The sequence below is a fragment of the Yokenella regensburgei genome (assembly GCF_003634235.1).
GTDB classification, from domain to species: Bacteria; Pseudomonadota; Gammaproteobacteria; order Enterobacterales; family Enterobacteriaceae; genus Yokenella; species Yokenella regensburgei.
The window spans coordinates 677,749-693,119 of sequence record NZ_RBIZ01000003.1 but is presented as its reverse complement, the minus strand read 5'-3'; the positions used below and the strand labels follow the sequence as shown (position 1 = coordinate 693,119).

The 15,371-nt window shown below is 52.1% G+C and carries 25 protein-coding genes and 1 pseudogene; 2 read left to right on the top strand and 24 right to left on the bottom strand.

The features are described 5' to 3' along the window. Window positions 1-64: 64 nt before the first annotated feature. The 11 genes from C7387_RS03485 to C7387_RS03435 all read right to left on the bottom strand — a co-directional run bounded on the left by C7387_RS03485 (window position 65) and on the right by C7387_RS03435 (window position 7,523). The gene (locus C7387_RS03485; RefSeq protein ID WP_120816078.1) at window positions 65-322 is read right to left on the bottom strand and encodes a hypothetical protein; all 258 of its coding nucleotides are present in this window, start codon (window positions 320-322) and stop codon (window positions 65-67) included. Window positions 323-339: 17 nt separating this feature from the next. Then, entirely contained in the window at window positions 340-1,353 is a 1,014-nt protein-coding gene (locus C7387_RS03480; RefSeq protein WP_120816077.1) for a phage minor head protein, read from the bottom strand. Further along, a complete protein-coding gene (locus tag C7387_RS03475) occupies window positions 1,280-2,746 on the bottom strand; it encodes a DUF1073 domain-containing protein (RefSeq protein WP_120816076.1) in 1,467 nt (488 codons plus the stop codon). The genes C7387_RS03480 and C7387_RS03475 overlap by 74 nt, the downstream gene beginning before the upstream one ends. 12 nt (window positions 2,747-2,758) lie before the next feature. Then, window positions 2,759-4,057, bottom strand: a complete 1,299-nt coding sequence (locus tag C7387_RS03470) for a PBSX family phage terminase large subunit (RefSeq protein WP_120816075.1) — start codon at window positions 4,055-4,057, stop codon at window positions 2,759-2,761. Beyond that, window positions 4,041-4,508: a DUF2280 domain-containing protein gene (locus tag C7387_RS03465; RefSeq protein ID WP_120816074.1), complete on the bottom strand. Its 468-nt coding sequence runs from the start codon at window positions 4,506-4,508 to the stop codon at window positions 4,041-4,043. The genes C7387_RS03470 and C7387_RS03465 overlap by 17 nt, the downstream gene beginning before the upstream one ends. A 30-nt stretch (window positions 4,509-4,538) precedes the next feature. Beyond that, window positions 4,539-5,177, bottom strand: a complete 639-nt coding sequence (locus tag C7387_RS03460; RefSeq protein ID WP_120816073.1) for a putative metallopeptidase — start codon at window positions 5,175-5,177, stop codon at window positions 4,539-4,541. 3 nt (window positions 5,178-5,180) lie between these two features. Beyond that, window positions 5,181-5,387, bottom strand: a complete 207-nt coding sequence (locus tag C7387_RS03455) for a hypothetical protein (RefSeq protein WP_120816072.1) — start codon at window positions 5,385-5,387, stop codon at window positions 5,181-5,183. A 102-nt stretch (window positions 5,388-5,489) separates the two neighbouring features. Continuing rightward, window positions 5,490-6,014 carry a Rha family transcriptional regulator gene (locus tag C7387_RS03450; protein WP_120816071.1) on the bottom strand — a complete coding sequence of 175 codons (525 nt, stop codon included), beginning with the start codon at window positions 6,012-6,014 and terminating at the stop codon, window positions 5,490-5,492. A 348-nt stretch (window positions 6,015-6,362) separates the two neighbouring features. Further along, window positions 6,363-6,830: a lysis protein gene (locus C7387_RS03445; protein ID WP_120816070.1), complete on the bottom strand. Its 468-nt coding sequence runs from the start codon at window positions 6,828-6,830 to the stop codon at window positions 6,363-6,365. After that, entirely contained in the window at window positions 6,827-7,321 is a 495-nt protein-coding gene (locus C7387_RS03440; protein WP_120816069.1) for a lysozyme, read from the bottom strand. The genes C7387_RS03445 and C7387_RS03440 overlap by 4 nt, the downstream gene beginning before the upstream one ends. After that, window positions 7,299-7,523: a class II holin family protein gene (locus C7387_RS03435; protein ID WP_120816068.1), complete on the bottom strand. Its 225-nt coding sequence runs from the start codon at window positions 7,521-7,523 to the stop codon at window positions 7,299-7,301. The genes C7387_RS03440 and C7387_RS03435 overlap by 23 nt, the downstream gene beginning before the upstream one ends. Window positions 7,524-7,624: 101 nt before the next feature. Between C7387_RS03435 and C7387_RS03430 the strand changes: the two genes are divergently transcribed. Together C7387_RS03430 and C7387_RS03425 are read left to right on the top strand one after the other, a co-directional pair. Beyond that, window positions 7,625-7,903 (top strand): type II toxin-antitoxin system HicA family toxin, encoded by a 279-nt coding sequence (locus C7387_RS03430; protein ID WP_420855513.1) that lies wholly within the window; start codon window positions 7,625-7,627, stop codon window positions 7,901-7,903. Window positions 7,904-7,962: 59 nt separating this feature from the next. Further along, a complete protein-coding gene (locus C7387_RS03425; protein WP_120816067.1) occupies window positions 7,963-8,394 on the top strand; it encodes a type II toxin-antitoxin system HicB family antitoxin in 432 nt (143 codons plus the stop codon). Window positions 8,395-8,528: 134 nt separating this feature from the next. Here the strand turns inward: C7387_RS03425 and C7387_RS03420 are convergent, their stop codons facing one another. The 13 genes and pseudogenes from C7387_RS03420 to C7387_RS03355 form a co-directional block, all read right to left on the bottom strand. Continuing rightward, window positions 8,529-9,218, bottom strand: a complete 690-nt coding sequence (locus tag C7387_RS03420; RefSeq protein ID WP_120816066.1) for a bacteriophage antitermination protein Q — start codon at window positions 9,216-9,218, stop codon at window positions 8,529-8,531. Next, on the bottom strand, window positions 9,215-9,355 hold the full coding sequence (locus C7387_RS03415; protein ID WP_120816065.1) for a YlcG family protein: 141 nt from the start codon (window positions 9,353-9,355) through the stop codon (window positions 9,215-9,217). The genes C7387_RS03420 and C7387_RS03415 overlap by 4 nt, the downstream gene beginning before the upstream one ends. Continuing rightward, window positions 9,352-9,957, bottom strand: coding sequence for a recombination protein NinG (locus C7387_RS03410; RefSeq protein WP_120816064.1), 606 nt, complete (start codon window positions 9,955-9,957; stop codon window positions 9,352-9,354). The genes C7387_RS03415 and C7387_RS03410 overlap by 4 nt, the downstream gene beginning before the upstream one ends. Then, window positions 9,950-10,120, bottom strand: a complete 171-nt coding sequence (locus C7387_RS03405; RefSeq protein ID WP_006820537.1) for a NinE family protein — start codon at window positions 10,118-10,120, stop codon at window positions 9,950-9,952. The genes C7387_RS03410 and C7387_RS03405 overlap by 8 nt, the downstream gene beginning before the upstream one ends. Continuing rightward, entirely contained in the window at window positions 10,120-10,575 is a 456-nt protein-coding gene (locus C7387_RS03400) for a YbcN family protein (RefSeq protein ID WP_120816063.1), read from the bottom strand. The genes C7387_RS03405 and C7387_RS03400 overlap by 1 nt, the downstream gene beginning before the upstream one ends. 439 nt (window positions 10,576-11,014) lie before the next feature. Then, window positions 11,015-11,107: pseudogene (locus C7387_RS23330) on the bottom strand (DNA polymerase III subunit theta); the annotation flags it as partial. Then, a complete protein-coding gene (locus tag C7387_RS03385; RefSeq protein ID WP_120816061.1) occupies window positions 11,104-11,391 on the bottom strand; it encodes a hypothetical protein in 288 nt (95 codons plus the stop codon). The gene C7387_RS03385 and the pseudogene C7387_RS23330, both read right to left, overlap by 4 nt. Before the next feature lie 91 nt (window positions 11,392-11,482). Beyond that, on the bottom strand, window positions 11,483-12,121 hold the full coding sequence (locus C7387_RS03380; RefSeq protein ID WP_120816060.1) for a DUF551 domain-containing protein: 639 nt from the start codon (window positions 12,119-12,121) through the stop codon (window positions 11,483-11,485). 2 nt (window positions 12,122-12,123) lie between these two features. Next, window positions 12,124-12,354, bottom strand: a complete 231-nt coding sequence (locus C7387_RS03375) for a hypothetical protein (protein ID WP_120816059.1) — start codon at window positions 12,352-12,354, stop codon at window positions 12,124-12,126. A gap of 10 nt (window positions 12,355-12,364) precedes the next feature. Next, complete coding sequence (locus C7387_RS03370) at window positions 12,365-12,622, bottom strand: hypothetical protein (protein WP_120816058.1); 258 nt, start codon at window positions 12,620-12,622, stop codon at window positions 12,365-12,367. Window position 12,623: 1 nt separating this feature from the next. Beyond that, entirely contained in the window at window positions 12,624-13,049 is a 426-nt protein-coding gene (locus C7387_RS03365; protein WP_120816057.1) for an ead/Ea22-like family protein, read from the bottom strand. 95 nt (window positions 13,050-13,144) lie between these two features. Continuing rightward, window positions 13,145-14,506: a DnaB-like helicase C-terminal domain-containing protein gene (locus tag C7387_RS03360; protein WP_420855512.1), complete on the bottom strand. Its 1,362-nt coding sequence runs from the start codon at window positions 14,504-14,506 to the stop codon at window positions 13,145-13,147. Between the two features lie 62 nt (window positions 14,507-14,568). Further along, a complete protein-coding gene (locus tag C7387_RS03355) occupies window positions 14,569-15,327 on the bottom strand; it encodes a replication protein (protein WP_244922337.1) in 759 nt (252 codons plus the stop codon). Window positions 15,328-15,371: the final 44 nt, after the last annotated feature.

The following is a 15,371-nucleotide window of genomic DNA, read 5'->3' as shown; positions in this document are numbered from 1 at the left end:
ATTGGTGGATTTCAGGCAATAAAAAACCCCGCGAGGTGGCGAGGTTGTATTTTTTAGGTTTATTTTAAATCGGTGGTAGCCCTGAATTGATTATCTCTGTAACAACTTGTTTGTTATTAATCCTAGTAAGTGAGGTGTCGATAACAACGTTGTAATTCTCTGTCAGTGATTTAGTTCTATTTACAATACTAATCTGCTCGACAGCAAACTCACCCACCTCTTGCGTCAGTTTATGAGTTAGCTGCAAAGTTAATGCCGCAGGGTTGATCGTATTATATATTTCGCAATCGCCCAAGTCCCAAATGATAAGAATACTAGTCACACATCCTCCTTTTATGGTCAGGATTTATTATCGGCAGATGTGCTCCATTGTTTACGCTCTTTCGCCAACTTATCCGCCAGCCCTTCGTTGAAAATGCTGCCGTCGTCGTTGAGAAGCACCGGTATCTGGCTGCAGTAGCAGTTGTACCGGTTTCCGTTCTCGGCGTAGAAGTCCCTCACCTCTTCGGTGTTGTAGACCTTGCCGTGACGGCTGGCATGCCAGGTGCGCGTCGTTGGCTTGAGCGCAGACAGCCACAGCAGGCTGGTGTTCAGCCCAAGTCTGTCGGCTGCCCAGTCAGTTTCGTTCCACTGTGCCTGGCGCAGTGCGCCGACCTGCTCAGTCTGAGCGATGGTCTTTGCCTTCGACATCGACACATCGAGGCGCTTGCTAATGACGCTGGCCGTCTCGCGAGGATTAACGCCGCGCGCCACTGCATCAGTGATGATGTTGGTCAGATCGCCGCGGGCGGTTTCGCTGATAACCTTCCAGTCACTAAATGTCGTCAGCCTGGCCGCCGCTATCTGATTCAGATACCCAGGACTGTTTAAAAGCTGCTGCAACGAAGTCTGGCTGGCGTACACCTGCGACTGCTGCGACAGGTTGTTAAACGCCTCCAGCGTGCCGCGCTGCGCCTCTGCAACGACGTAATCCATCGCCCAGAGGTTTTGCTCGCCACCATCCAGCAGGTAATCGTCGAGAATCGACTGCACCGTCTCGAGCAGGTCAGCCAGTTCCTGCACCGACATGTCGTAGATGAACTTGCCGGCGTTGACCTGGTATAGCCGCATATCCGCGCCGTTGTCGTGGCAAAGGAAGTGCCAGTTATGGCTGTTTACCTCACGCTCTCGCCCGGTCATGCGCTGGTCGAACAGGGCCTTAAGCGCTCGCTTTATCCCGAGATACCGATCCTCGATATCCCGGAACATCGCGGTGACCTGCTTCGCTGAGCGCGTCGGGTCAACCTTGCTGCGCGGAACTATCGGCAGGCCCACCTTTGCCGTCTGTTCTTGTGTCATCGGCCAGTGGATCATCTGTAGTCACCTTATCGTCCGGGTTCGGCGGTTCTTTTGGCTCCGGCAGCGGGTCAAGCCCAACAATCTCGCGCAACTCATTTGCGGTAAACGGGGCGTCTCCACCATAGTAAGGTGTGGTTTTCTGCACGATGTCGGCAAGCTTAGAGGCGTTCTCGATTTTCTCTTTCTCGCCTGGCGCCAGCAGGTCGCTCCACGAAATAGTGACCTCGCCTTTGGTCGGTGGGTCAATGATGCCAAGCGTCCAGAAGCGCTCAAGCAGCGCGGCAATGCGGTCTGTCAGGAATCCATTGCGGCGCGTGTTTCGTCGGATAGCCCAGTCCGTTTTATCCTCGTCGCTCGCCAGTCGCCCGGTCTGCTGACCGAACAGGATGGTGAACGGGATTTGCACAGAAGCTGCCAACTCGTTCGCCGTAACTGTCCAGGTTGGCGCAGGGTCGCCGGGTGTCACGCTCAGAACGTGCATTTGCCCAGCCTGCATGACGGCTGCAGCGTCGGTACCGCGATTCAGCTTGTTGACCTTATCGCCCATCGCCTCGCCGAGATCGGCATAACCAGCCTTCTTGGCCTGGTCTGCAAGCGTGTTCATGTCGGTCTCTTTGCTGAACTCAACCGCAATCTGACGACTGGCGTTCTTCAGGAAGCCCTCAGCACCACCGCCGGATACCTTCTCAAGGTCGAGGCCTTTGTTGTAGCCAGCCTCAAGTAGCGGGATTCCGGAAAGGACGTTATCGTCCTCAGATCCCTCGCAGAACAGAATCACGCGGCTCGGGTGTACCGGTTCGCCGCGCATCGGACCGACAAATTGCTCATCGCCAACCGGCTGCTCATTGAAGTTGAACATCTTCGGCTGGCCGAACGTTTCAGACTGACGATCGTTATCCCATTCGGCGACGGTTAACTGCGGCTCCCACACCGGGATAAGTTTTACCAGCGCTGACTCGCCGAGACGCTTAACTAAAGCAGTGTCGACTTCCTGGTCCCAGTCTCGATTATCCTTCACCTGAAGAAGCAACGCTGAATAGCGACCCACCATATTTCGGCGGTCGGCGTCTTTCACCTTCGCCCACCACTTCTTCATGAACTTGGTGACTTTCTTTTCCCAGGGATTCGTCTCTTCAGACTCATTCGCCTCGCCACCATCCACGATTACCGGGTAGTCCTGCCAGCATCCATCAAGCAGGCGATGCACCACAGCGAAGCCGGCGGCGTTGCGGCGGTACATGTTGTAGAAGTCGTAGAATGTGATTGTGCGCGGATAGCCGAATTCCTGATAAAGCGTCGGGCGCTTTGTATTGCCGGACAGCCCTAGCGTCTGCAGGTAGTTATTTCGCCTCATTTCAGTGGCGAGGTTGTTCACAGCCAGTTGAAGGCCGTTATCTTGTTCGCTCACTGGCGATGCTCCTTAGAAGAATACTGCGCCGACTTGCGCTTTGTGCTTGATGTACCCGTCCAGACCGTAGCGGACTCCATCCCAGCAGTGGTTATTTTTGTCTTCAATAACCGGTAGGACTTCGCCAGTGATACGGTCTGTTTTGTACGAGTAAAGCCGCGCCTCTTTCGCTGTTTCTTTGCAGCGAGGATGGATGATGATCTTCTTAAACCCACGCAGGCAGGTTATGCCGTCCTCAACGCTACCTTGCCACTTTTGGGCGGAAGAAATATTGAAGCCCTGCCCCTTGATATGGCTGATGGTTTCAGGTCGAGAGTTGTCGGCTTTGATAGGCCATTTACGCGCTTCAGGGATGCCGGGGAATTTAGCCTCGTCGGTAACCTTCCAGTCGACAAGTTGCTTCGGCGTGGCATCGGTTTTCCCTGCGTAGAACTTCCACATGTCGTCGAGCTCTACGCCATTACCGTAGGCCTCGTATTCGATGTAGAGGTTGTTATCCAGAATGAACATGCGGATAAGCGTGCTTGGATCCTTCGCGAATCCGAAATCAGCACCGAACAGCAAGCGTTCTGATTTCTGCCAGAGATCGTCTTCGAAGCTCTGCACGACGTATTTGTTCGCAAGTACCTGCTTGTCGGAGTTTTCGAGGTAAGCGCCTTCCCAGATCCACGCATAGTCGGCGTAATCGAGGTTTGCCAGGTCTTCCTGTCTTTCCTCCTCAAGAACTGCAGGGAACCATGGATTGTCTACATAATTCATCTCGACAATCATCGAGCTTTTTGGCGGGTTCTTTCTGAAAAGCTTATCGGTAGCGCTGCCGTCCTTCTCCGGGTTCCACGTGACCCAAATTTCTGATCCTTCTTCTCGAACCGTCGGGCGAAGCTTTTTCCACGCAGTGGCAGATACCGATTCTGCTTCATCAACCCAGGCTACAAGTATTCGCGCTTTGGATTTGATGCTGTCGAGGTTGTGGCGAAGGCCACAAAATACATAACTTACCCTTCGGTTCTTTGTCCTGATGTATTTCTCGCCAATGTCGAAGTAATCATCAAGCCACGGGACAGAGCGAATAGCCTGCTTTACCTCCTCCATGGAGGACTCTTCAAGCGAGTTCATGTATTCGCGGGCACAGAGGATCACGCCGCTGATATTAGCCTCTGCCGCCTGGTACGCTTTGACGGCGGTCATTAGTGCGAAAGTACGCGTCTTTGCGGAACCTCGCCCACCGTGAGCACCACGATATCGGATGCCTTCTGTCGCGAATACAGGGACTAACTTAGCCGGTATCTGGAGGTCAACTTGGCTTTCCATTTGCTGGGTCAACTCCTACCAGGCGAATTGTCGTCGGTCTCGGTGACATGCTGCCGTCCGGGCTGGTGTGCTCGACCTTCTGTTTGTTGCTGTACGCTTCACCTACCTCTTTCGCCGCCTGCTCCAGCAACTGCGCGGTCATGCCTATGTTTTTCATATTCTCGGCATTCGTAGACATTCGCTGCAGGACGCGCAGACGATAGGCTTTATTGGCGATCGGGATGTCGGATATCTCGTTGAGGAAGCGACCACGGGTGGCATTGAAAAGGTCGACCCATTTTTTAGCCAGACCTTTGCCGCTGACCTTCGTAGGGTCGTGCGATTCGACTTGCTGCGGAGTGACTTTTATCCCGTAATCTTTTTGGATGGCGTCGACCACAATTGACAGAGTGTCATAGCACGCAAGCATTTGAACGATGGCGGCTTTCACCTCTGGTTTTAGTGCAGCCATGAATCACCATCCTTCCAAATCATTCCAAATTTAAGCCAGCCTCAGCATGCAAGTCCCGCACGCCCTGGCAACATCGATATGAGCAACCTCCGCCGGATTGTTTGCCGCATCAACGAGATCCTGTACTTCTTTGCTGGCACCGTATCGACGTACGACACCAGTGAATTCTTCGACATCGTGGCCGCGCAGTGTAAGCACTGGCTGCCCGGTCTCTTTGTTGAACTTAGGCGCGCCGAAATCATCGGTGGCCTGGGAGATGTGGTAAAGCTCATGCTCTACCAGTGCGCAGAACTCGAGGTCGCTGCATTGCGAGCAGTAATCAGCGGCTAGAGTGATGATGAACTTCGGTATGCGCCCGAACCATTCATGCATCTGCTGCTCCATTCTTGCCTTCTGCCACCCACTGGCGCGGAGCATTACCTGCTCGGCCTGACCGAGAACGTAACGCCCTCTCTTCGCGAATGAGTCAGACGCCCACATGAAGCAGAGATCCGCCTCTAAAAGGTGCTCGTGGTCTGGGTTATGGATGCTTCCGGTATCGCTGAGGATTTGTCGGTTTATCCACTCATGCACCTCATTGGCGGGAATCAGCCTGGTGTAAGGCTGCCAATTGTCGGAGGCGATGAAGTTAACTGGCGGGTATGGCCTGCGCTCGTCATCGTTAACCATGGGTTACTCCGTCTTATCTTCTGCTGGCTTCTCGACTACCGGCTCAAATAGAAAATCTTCGATGCTGTCCGGGCTGAAGTAGCGCCACTTACCAGACTCATCAGCGAGCGCAACAAACCCATTGATTATTTCAGGCTGGCTACGATTCATCACACCAGTGAAGGACTCTTTGGATTTTTTGGTAATGGTGATTCGGTAGGTTACTGACATCGATACCCTCTTTATCCGCTACAGCGGTTATTTCGGTTTTATCCGCGCCAGCGGTTAAACATTATCGAAGCCCCTCAGTGAAGAGCTTCTGTAATGCCGCGATCAGCCAATAAGTAATTCCGGCTGTGTTACCTGCATGATGTGCTCATGCTCGATCTCAAGAACGCGCTTCTCCTTCTTCCGCTCGTTCATCAAGCGACTTCCAATTGTGCCTTTCAGCTTTGAGCGCGTTTCTTTAATAGCATAGCGGTGCTGCATTTCTTCGCCCATCGCCATGCGTCTGCTAAGTTGTTCGGCCATCCAGTTGAATGCTGAGATATAGCTCTCTTTGATTGCTGCAGCAGCTCTCCCGGTGAACCCCATCACAACCATGATCCAACCATCTTTTGTCAGGCTGTACATCGGGCGAACCTTACCCTGCTCATCAATATAATTAGCCGACGCAAAATTGCGTTGACTAAACTCACTCGAGCAATCGGCCTTAACCTGCTCGATTTTTCTGAGCACATCGCCGTGTCGCTTGCCGAAATACTCAGCAACTTTTCTGGAAGTGGTAACGACTCCTCCATTTTTGGCCTGCACCATTTCGCGGAAGTCGAAGGCCGGAATAACTGACGGATTATTCATAGCGTGTACCTTTCTTTGAGATGAACCTTTGCCGCACAGGAAATCAGCCCGTCGAGGCTCGCCAGCGCTAACTGACTTCCTCAAAGGCTCATTTCAAAGGGTTCGGTTCGACGTTGGTTATATGCGCGTGCGAAGCGCGTGGAAGTATTTTGAGATGCCTGTAATGAATATCTATTAGCTTCACTAAGGGTTAGTGAGCAGGAACGGGGTGATGAATGTGCACCCCTGTAGCTAACAAAATAATCAAGGAGGCTTTATGCTTGAGCAGATGCTCATTTCAATTACAGTAAATTTAATATGGGCATTAATTGTGTTTATTGCAAAATCAGTGTTCGAATATTGCAAGCGTCACTTTAAGCACTGAGTAATGATGTACTCCTGCAACGTTCTTAATGCCGTCTGATCACTGATGATTCCGGATCGGATACTGAGAACGTTTCGTCCAGCAACGTCAGAGAGCTCGATGGTGGCATCATGGCCCATGCCGGAGGCGCTGGCGGTTTCGGTTGCGGCAGGCACTGAACATCGGCCTTTGACGAGCACCCGACCACCATTATCAAGCTTGCGCTGCAGAGCAGCATTCTCAGCATTCGCATCTGCAAGTTCCTTCGTGTATTTGGCATCCAGATCAGCGACATCACGCTGGCGGGTCTGCATGTCTTTGATGGTGGCTTTCGCGAGGCTGAGCTGCTCAGTGGCTTTATCGCGCTGGTCTTTGTAGGTGATGGAGTTGTTGCGGTAGTGGTTAATCGCCCAGGCCATGGAAACCAGAAGGCAGATAACGACAGCACATAGAATTGCTGTTACGCGGCTCATTTCTGGCCCCACTCGCAGACTTCACGTTCAATCTCGCGCCGGGTAATCAACCCCTTCCACTGTTTTCCACCAGCATACGTCCAGCGCTGTAATTCTTTGCAGGCACCAGGCACATCACCTGAATTCAGCTTCTTCAGCAGCGTTGAGCTGGCGAAAGCACCAGAGCCAACGTTGTAAGTGAAGGAGTAAATCGCGGCGCGGGTAGGCTCAGGGATACGAACCTTGATCAGTGGGTCGATGGCGTTTGCCACCTTTTGCAGATCTGCATTCAGCAGACTGTCGCATTCTTTGTCGGTATAGCGGTGACCACGGCGGATATCGCTCCCGGTATGGCCATCGCACACTGTCCACACACCCACCACATCCTGATACGGGTAGTACCGGCGGCCTTCCAGACCATCAGCGTTGCCCAGCATTACGGCGGCGATGGTAATTGCACCTGAGCCACCGACAATCGCGCTCACCAGTTTATTCCTGAGTGTCGGGTTCATGGTGGCTCCGGTTGCGGCGATTATCTTCGCGGATCTTGAAGTAGAGATTGGTCAGGTATGTCAGCACGGCAATGACAATACCTACGAGTACGCCAATGGCGTTCCACTGCTCAGGACTGTAGGCGTTAAGCATGCCGTTAAGGATGCTACCGGCAGAAGCGCCATAGGCTGCACCAGTGGTTAGTTTTTCCATTCGATACATGCTCTTCACCTCGCGTTGTTTGCGGGTGCTGTGTGTTTTCTGGGAAAGCGCCAGCGCATGCCAAGGCACGTTATCTATGAGTGAGATTGATTGCTGGATGGATGGCGCTAAATATATTGAACCAAACACAACATTTTTGTTGTGTTTTGAATCTTGTGTGTTATTATAATTCCATCATCAACGAACAGGAGGATTCAGTGAAATACAGCGAGTTCCTTCGCTGGTTAAAGTCCCAAGGAGTCACGATTGAAAATGCCCGAGGTGGCGGAAGTCACCGGAAAGCAACAATCAACGGAAGGATGTCAATCTTCCCCTTCCACGGCTCAAAGGAGATACCAGAGGGAACAAGAAAATCGATAATTAAGGATCTGGGGCTTTAGGCCCCACCCTTTTCGACACTGAATCTGGTCATTGAGACCATAACCGGAAAGAGGCATTTATGTTTAAGTACCCTGCATCAGTATCTTTCGATGAAGATACGGGCCAATACGAAATCGCTTATCGTGATTTCAACAATCTTCACTCTGTTGCTTTAACAGAGGATGACATCGAGCTGGAGGCGCGGGACGGCATCACAGCATTCATTGGCGATCTGATCGATTCACGCATACCAATTCCAGAGCCATCGACAGCGCTGGAAGGTGAGATTGTTCTTCACCTACCCGTTCTGACATGCCTCAAAGCCGCGCTTCACAATGCGATGATCAGCACCGGGACTCGCAAGGCAGATCTGGCAAGAAAGCTTAACCAGAAAGGCCCGCAGATTGATCGTCTGCTTGACGTTAGTCACGCATCCAAAGTCGAGACACTGGAACAAGCCTTATATCTTCTCGGATATGAGGTTTCAGTGTCTGTTGCGAGAGTTAATTAACTCATGTATTCAGAGAGCCGTTGATGAAACAGCGGCTCAAATAAAAAAGCCCCGCACGATGGCGAGGCTCTTAATTCTTTGTCGACCTACGAAGCTATGGCGACGATATCAGATTTACATGAAATGTATGCTATTTAATTGACTTTTGCAATACCCTGCTGCGAAAAAGTCGTCTTTTGTTGTGATCGTGTTCTCACAGTGCAAAGAAGAGAATCGCCATCAAGCCGCCTAAAGATGGCACACATTGCCCGCCAGTAGTCGGCGTAGTTATGGCACCAGTTGTCCGGTTTAACGCCACACAGCGCTGCCAGGTCCTGATGTTGATACACATCCTTCCCGGCCAGCTCCGCGTTCACGTCCTGGGCCGCCAGCCAGATAAGTTTCTTCAGCCGCTCCATTGTCTTGCCGGCGACCTTCTTCGCGCCGAGTTGCTCCCGGAACTCTGCCCATGCCCATTGGGTAATCGCTACCTGGTATTCAAAGCAGATATTCTCGCTGTAGTTCCACAGGAGCCACGCTTTCTGCTGCTCCTCCAGCGAAAGTACAGCGCGGCGCCAGGATGCGGTGCCGTACTCTACCGGGCTGACCAGCGCGATGGATGAGCCTTTAGCCCGTGACTGGCTTCCGCTCATCGCCGGGCCGTCAGGATTAACTTTCCGGCCAGTGACCGGGTCGGTGATTTTCTTTCGCCCCCGGCTGCGCGCCGTCGCGGTGAATTGAGCGTTCTCGGCGAAAGCTACCAGTTGCCCTTTCGTCGCCCCGCTCAGATCTGCGGTCGCCACAATGAGCTGCTGACGTACGTACTCGAGGTGCTGATTGTTCATTGTGCGGCTCCTGCTTTGAGATAAATGCGGGCGAAGTTACGAAGGATCCGATAGTCGGTGACTACGGAACCAGGACGGCGGTAAATGCGGAGGCGTTGCCAGTGCATACGGAGTGATTCAATAAGTTCTGGTTTCATGCTGCCTCCTGCTGTTTCAATGCACGAAGATCTGCCCTGGCCTTGGCACGGATGTCATCCAGTTCTTCACGGGTGTATCGGTGGGTTTCGTTGTTGGATTCCAGCGTCAGTACGCGCTCTTCGCCGATAAGCTCGACAAGGGCGGCGCGGTAAGCCTCGATGTTCCCGGATTTGTGAACGTTGCAGGCGGAGCACTGGAGCCAGATATTGTCCGGGTTAAAGCGAAGCTGTGGCGCGGCGGCCGTGGTGCGGTAATGCCCGGCATGCCAGGCAAAAGCAGTCTTGGTTCCGCAGGAGATGCAGCCATGTCCGGCAGCCAGGAGCATCTCACGCCGCCAGTCATTGAAAGCGCGTTGAGTCATCTGCACCCAGTGACGGATCGGCTTCAGTTCATTGCGACGTGCAGCACGCTGCTGTCGGCCTGCCTTCTCGGCCTCTTTCTGCTCCTTGATACGCTTGGCTGCTGCCTTCACCTTCTCTTTGGTGCGTAACTCAATCGCGTAAATGGCGCCATGCTCCGGGCAGCACCAGACGACATTGCTGTAAGCCGGGTGAAACCATTCCCGGCACACCTTGCACTTACGGCGCGGTAATTTAGCCACGTTTCCTCCGTGCCGCGAGACGCAGCCATTTCTTATCGACGAGCCCGGCGGTGTAGCCGAGAAGTGTTGGGATATCTGAAGGGTTTGGCTCCGGCTTGCGTTGGCGGCGTGCCGGGACCTTGTAGATGTGACCGTTCATGACGCGATTAATGAGGTTAGCCATTAAGCCTCCTGTTTTTCGCGCAGCAGCTGATACTCGCAACTCTGCGGAATGGTGAGGTGGCAGCCGATATTCATCGCCCAGGCTTCGACTTTGCACAGGAAAATGAACATGTCGCCTGTTTCCAGATCGGAGGTATGGCGGAGGGATTGTACGGTGGTGACCTCTCCGGTAACGACGTCCACCATGTCTTTGCTTTCGTAACCGAGATAGGTGTGTTTCATCGCATCTTTCGCCCACTCAGGGGTAGCGAATGCTTTTCCGCGGGCAATAAGGTATTCGCTGATTTCGCCGTACCACATGTGGCTGAGCGAGTTCTGCGACAGGCTGCGCTTCTCGCGCCATGGCTTTACCACCAGTCGGAAGCACTGGCCATCATCTAGCAATGGCTGAATCTGCTGGCCGATGGCAGCGAAGTTACCGCGATGGAGTTTGATACCGTCTTGAGGAAGGTTCACGCTTCACCTCCGGAGAGATAAAGCGCTGGATACAAGAAATCGCTGGCGCCGGGTGACGTCAGTGACAGGTGATTGTTGAGATGTCTTTGCGCCATAGTGTCCCCACTTGGCGCCGGATGCATTACCGGAGTTGTTCAGGCTCCGGTTACATAATTATGGCGGGTTGATTATGGAAAATCAATTCACTCAGTTTTTTCTTCGCCCTGTGTATGTTCGGGCAATACAGTTCCAATTGGAACGCCATTTAACTGCCCTTCCTTACCACAATCAGCACAAACCCAGTCACCTGTCTGCGCACCATTAATTCGTTCTTTATACACGCTGCTTGAACCACAGTCAGGGCATCTGGAAGGTCTGCTCATTTTACTTCTTCCTTTCTTTAATTAAACCGGATAGCTACCTTTCGGTAGAGTTATCGACTTCTCATGATAAAACTTCAGCGTTCTTTGCGCATCGCTCCAGATGCTGAGAGGTCAACGTTAACCTTGTCGCGTTCCTCTTGGCTTTTGGCTGCAATATTGAATTCACTCATGGCAGAGACTTTAAGCTGCGCATCACGTCAATACGCTTCCTGATCTCTTCATCTGGAATGGTTACGCCATGCTCGGCGATAAAATAAATCTGGCCTTCAGCATATTCAAACTCACGCACAGAGAACTCTTCATCGTAGTTCACTGGATCTACCTTCCCGCCTACATGATGAGCATCGCGATCCCGAATCCAGTCGCCACGGGTGATTCTTACGGGTGAACTTGCGGACTCAACTTCACGAACAATGCCGTTATGGCCACCACCATAAACCAATACCTTAACCATAATCCTGTCGCCTTTTTTTTATTTGACGACAGGATTATACCCTCAAATATTTGGTTAAGATGCGCACGAAATGTAAAAGATGAGTATAGCTTTACACCTCCTGTCTCGGTGCTGCTGGCAGTGGCATCCAGTGGGTTATTTCGCTGCTCTGGAAATAAGAGTAAGAGTCTGACTTTGTAAACCACACAGGCCCCTGCCGCTTGCATTCACTCCACCATCCCCAATAATTTCCATCCTCTTCTGGCATCCTCTCGCTACAGCTTATCCATCCATCCGGAACCACCGGAGAGTTCAACTCATCACGATTACTTACATGTTCGGCTTTACCCTGAAGCATGGCCGCGCGGCAGGCGTTCCACCATGAGGCTGCACAAATGCATTCGTTTATTGAATATTCATAGCCCTGCGATGCTGTAATTTCCGCGATTTTCTCAAAAGTTATTTCATCAGGCATTACCGGCACTGGCGGGGCGGTGTAGAGGATGCGAGTATTAAGTCCCTCCGCTTTTAATGCCTCGAAAATATCCCCCTTCACATCTCGCCAGCCACCGGAGTTAAGAACCTGATACAGCTGCTCCTGCTGCATGGCAGCCAGCGCGATTTCAGCCAGGCGCAAATCAGCCGCGATATCATTGCGCTCAAACCCATCCCTTATGTGCGCCAAGCACCCGCGCATAATCGTGATGTTACCCTCAGCCTGCGCTATTAGCTGCTCTTTGGTGAATTGCATTATTAAACCTCCCACGTTTTGCCGCAGTCTAAGCAGCGCATTTCACCATCATCACAGTCAACATTGATGTGACCGCATGTTTTCGTTAGCGCCGCCAATGCGATTTCGTTAACAGCCAAAATCTTTTCGTTGTAACTGTTATCCCCTTTCGGGGTTGCCTTTATCTCTCGTTGAATCTGGTCGCTATGGCGAGCAATGTGCTGTATTAACTGCTCTTTGGTGAATGTGGTCATGGGTTAGCCCTCATCCTGCTGTGCTTTCGACTTGATTAGGGAAGCTCAATACTTCCGGGAATGCCGCACCAATCCGTTCCGCTGCGGGAATGAATTCACTACCGTTAGTATCAACCTCATCACAAATATCGTTGTACCGGGCGACATCGAATAGCGTCACATCGCAATCACCGATAGTGGCGAACGCTATGCGATTGCTGGGGCAATTAGCCAATAATGCGTTGAGTTTTTTAACCCAGGCTTTTTCTTCTTTGGTCAGCTTAGCCATCTCAATCACTCCCTTTAAGCATGGCGGCGCGCTGAGATTGGTTATTTAGGCCACGCTTGAGCATGTCAATTACGTGCAGATTCATTACATCACCACTGTCCAGAACAGCACTCAGAGCGTCATGCGCGTTGTCTGTCATGGTCTCCAGCTTCTCTATAGCGGTTCGCTGTTCGGCGATGAGCTTCTCTGCGGCTTCCAACTCATCCAGCAGCGCCAGCACGGCTTCTGGGTTGGCAGAAGCAACGAAATCCCTGACTGGCTTGTGATCAATTTCTGCTATTGGCTGATACGAAGTGATGCCGAGCTGTTTTTTATGGCTACCACTACGGATTACGTAGAAATCACCACTTATTTTCTTTGCTTGCCATTTGTCGCCGCCCGCCTTCTCCGCCGCTTCACGCAGAGCCTGTTTGTCGATGTTGCTCATTGTGCGGCCTCCCGGCGAAGCTGTGCGGCTAATGCGTGTAACATGCCTACCGCATGATTTTACGTAATCAACGATGCGTTGTTTTAAGCTGTCCATCAAAATCCACCTCGCTGTGTAGGTTTCGCTTCTTTGTCGCGACGGCGCTGACTGGCAGCTTCCTGATCGCAGTCATAGATTGAGCCGTGCCGCTGTTCGCAGAAGACAACACCGGTTTCACCGTGTCGGTTAAGGCGCAGGAGCAGTTCTGTTTCACTTTGGTTAGCCGTCTCGTCATATGCACCTTCGCGATAGATGGCCAGCCAGTAGTCGCAGTCCTGCTCGATCTGCCCGGTATCGCGGGAATCGCTCGGGAGTGGGCGTTTGTTGGTACGTTTCTCCAGGTCGCGGTTAAGCTGAGTCAGCAGCACGACAACGCAATCCAGCTCCTTGGCCAACATCTTGAGCCCTTTGGTGATCAAACCGTACGCCAGGTCGTTGCGCTCGGCTTTATCGGCAGTCATCAGCGTCAGGTAGTCGACCAGCACCATGCCAACCTTTCCGCGCTCACGCTTAATGCGGCGTGACTCTGAAACAATGTGAGCCAGTCCAATGCCGGGGGTGTCGTCAATCATCAGGTTATTGGTGTCGATCAGCGCGCTCATCACGCCAGTCGCTTTCTGGATGTCACTATCCCAGTCGCCGCGGTAACCAAAATCTTCTTTGGTCATATCCGGGTAGAACAGGTTCGGTGTCAGCCTGCTTTTCTGAGCCGTGATCTTCTCAACCATCTGCCCTTCTGGCATTTCCAGAGAAAACATTAGAGCTGGCTCGTTTTCTTCAGTAGCGCAGTTCACGGCCATCTGCGTGTACAGTGTGGTTTTACCCATCTTTGGGCGGGCGCCGATAACAAACAGGCTTCCGCGAACGATGCGTTTTACGCCAAGCAGATCATCAAGTGACGGAAGGCCAGTAGACAGACCGCGCGCCCTGCCATTCGGCTTCATGCGTTCATCAAACTCATCAGCCCAGTCAGATACCGCGTCATCAAATGATCGCAGACCGGTCTTTCTTCCAGTGCGTGCGTAATCGCTGATCTCGGTAAACAGGCTCTGGATGGCCTCAAACTTCTCAGCAGTCGTCATGCCGTTTCGGGCATACAGCAGTTCAGTGGCCTTAGTGGTCATGTCGATGCCGTAACGTTCCATAGCTTTCTCGCGAACAACCATGGCGTAGTGAACGATATTCGCCGCACTTGGAGTGTTCTTTGACATCTCTGCCATGTAGGCGAAGCCGCCGGCAAGCTCACCCAATGACTTCGCTTCGAGCGATTCAACCAGGGTGATCAGGTCAACCGGGCGCTGTTTTGCCACCAGCTCGCGCATCTCGGCAAAAATCACCTGGTGCGCTCTCAGGTAGAACGACTCAGGTTTCAGCATGGCAATGGCTTTCTGGCAACGTTCGCTGCCGGTGTCCAGCATGATGCCACCCAAGACACTCTGCTCTGCCTCGAGGTTGTTAGGTACGGTCAGGAATTCAGTACTCACAGTGAACCCTCCCGTGTTTTAACCAGCGTGTCGGAACGTAGCAGGTAGTCAAAACTCGCACGCCAGCCTGTATCGTTGTCACCGAAGTAAAACGGCTTTGCAGAGCGGGAGAACGCTGAAAAATAGTTCTCAACAGCTTCTACCGTTGGCTCCTTCAACTCAGACAGAAGTCGTTTGATACCACGGCGACGTTTGTCGTTAAGGGCTTCTGCCTGCGGCAGTCTGTCTCCCAGGGTGGAGTTGTATGCTAACAACACAGCCTGATAGTCGATTACCGGTTTTTTCTGTGAAATAGTTTTTTCTTCCTGCCAGCCACACTCCCCCTTGGGGGATTTAGGGGGATCTTTTCTTTCTTTCTTTTGAATAGTTTCTTTTGTGTTTAGCTGAGTTGGCTTATGGGTATTAGCTGAGTTGGCTAATGTTTCTTTAGCCATTTCGGCTAATGTTTTGCCATGTTGGCTAATGTTGAAATTCCAGTCAGAAATAACCTTGTTAACCCCGATCGCCAGGCCATTAGTAACGATGATGTTCATTGCAATCATCTCGTTTTTTGCCTTGCAGACATGCGTGTGGTGAATGCCGGTCATTGCTGCAATCTGGGTATTGGTAATGCGGTCAAACTTTTTCCCGAACCCGTAAGTTTTGCGAATCACCGCCAGAACGACCTTCAGCTGGCGAGCCGTTAAATCAGCAGCCATAACCGCTTCCAGCAGCTCGTTAGCGACGCGGGTATACCCATCATCGATATCTGCCACCTGACGCTCCACGACCGATATAGACGGTCTGAAAGGTATTACTT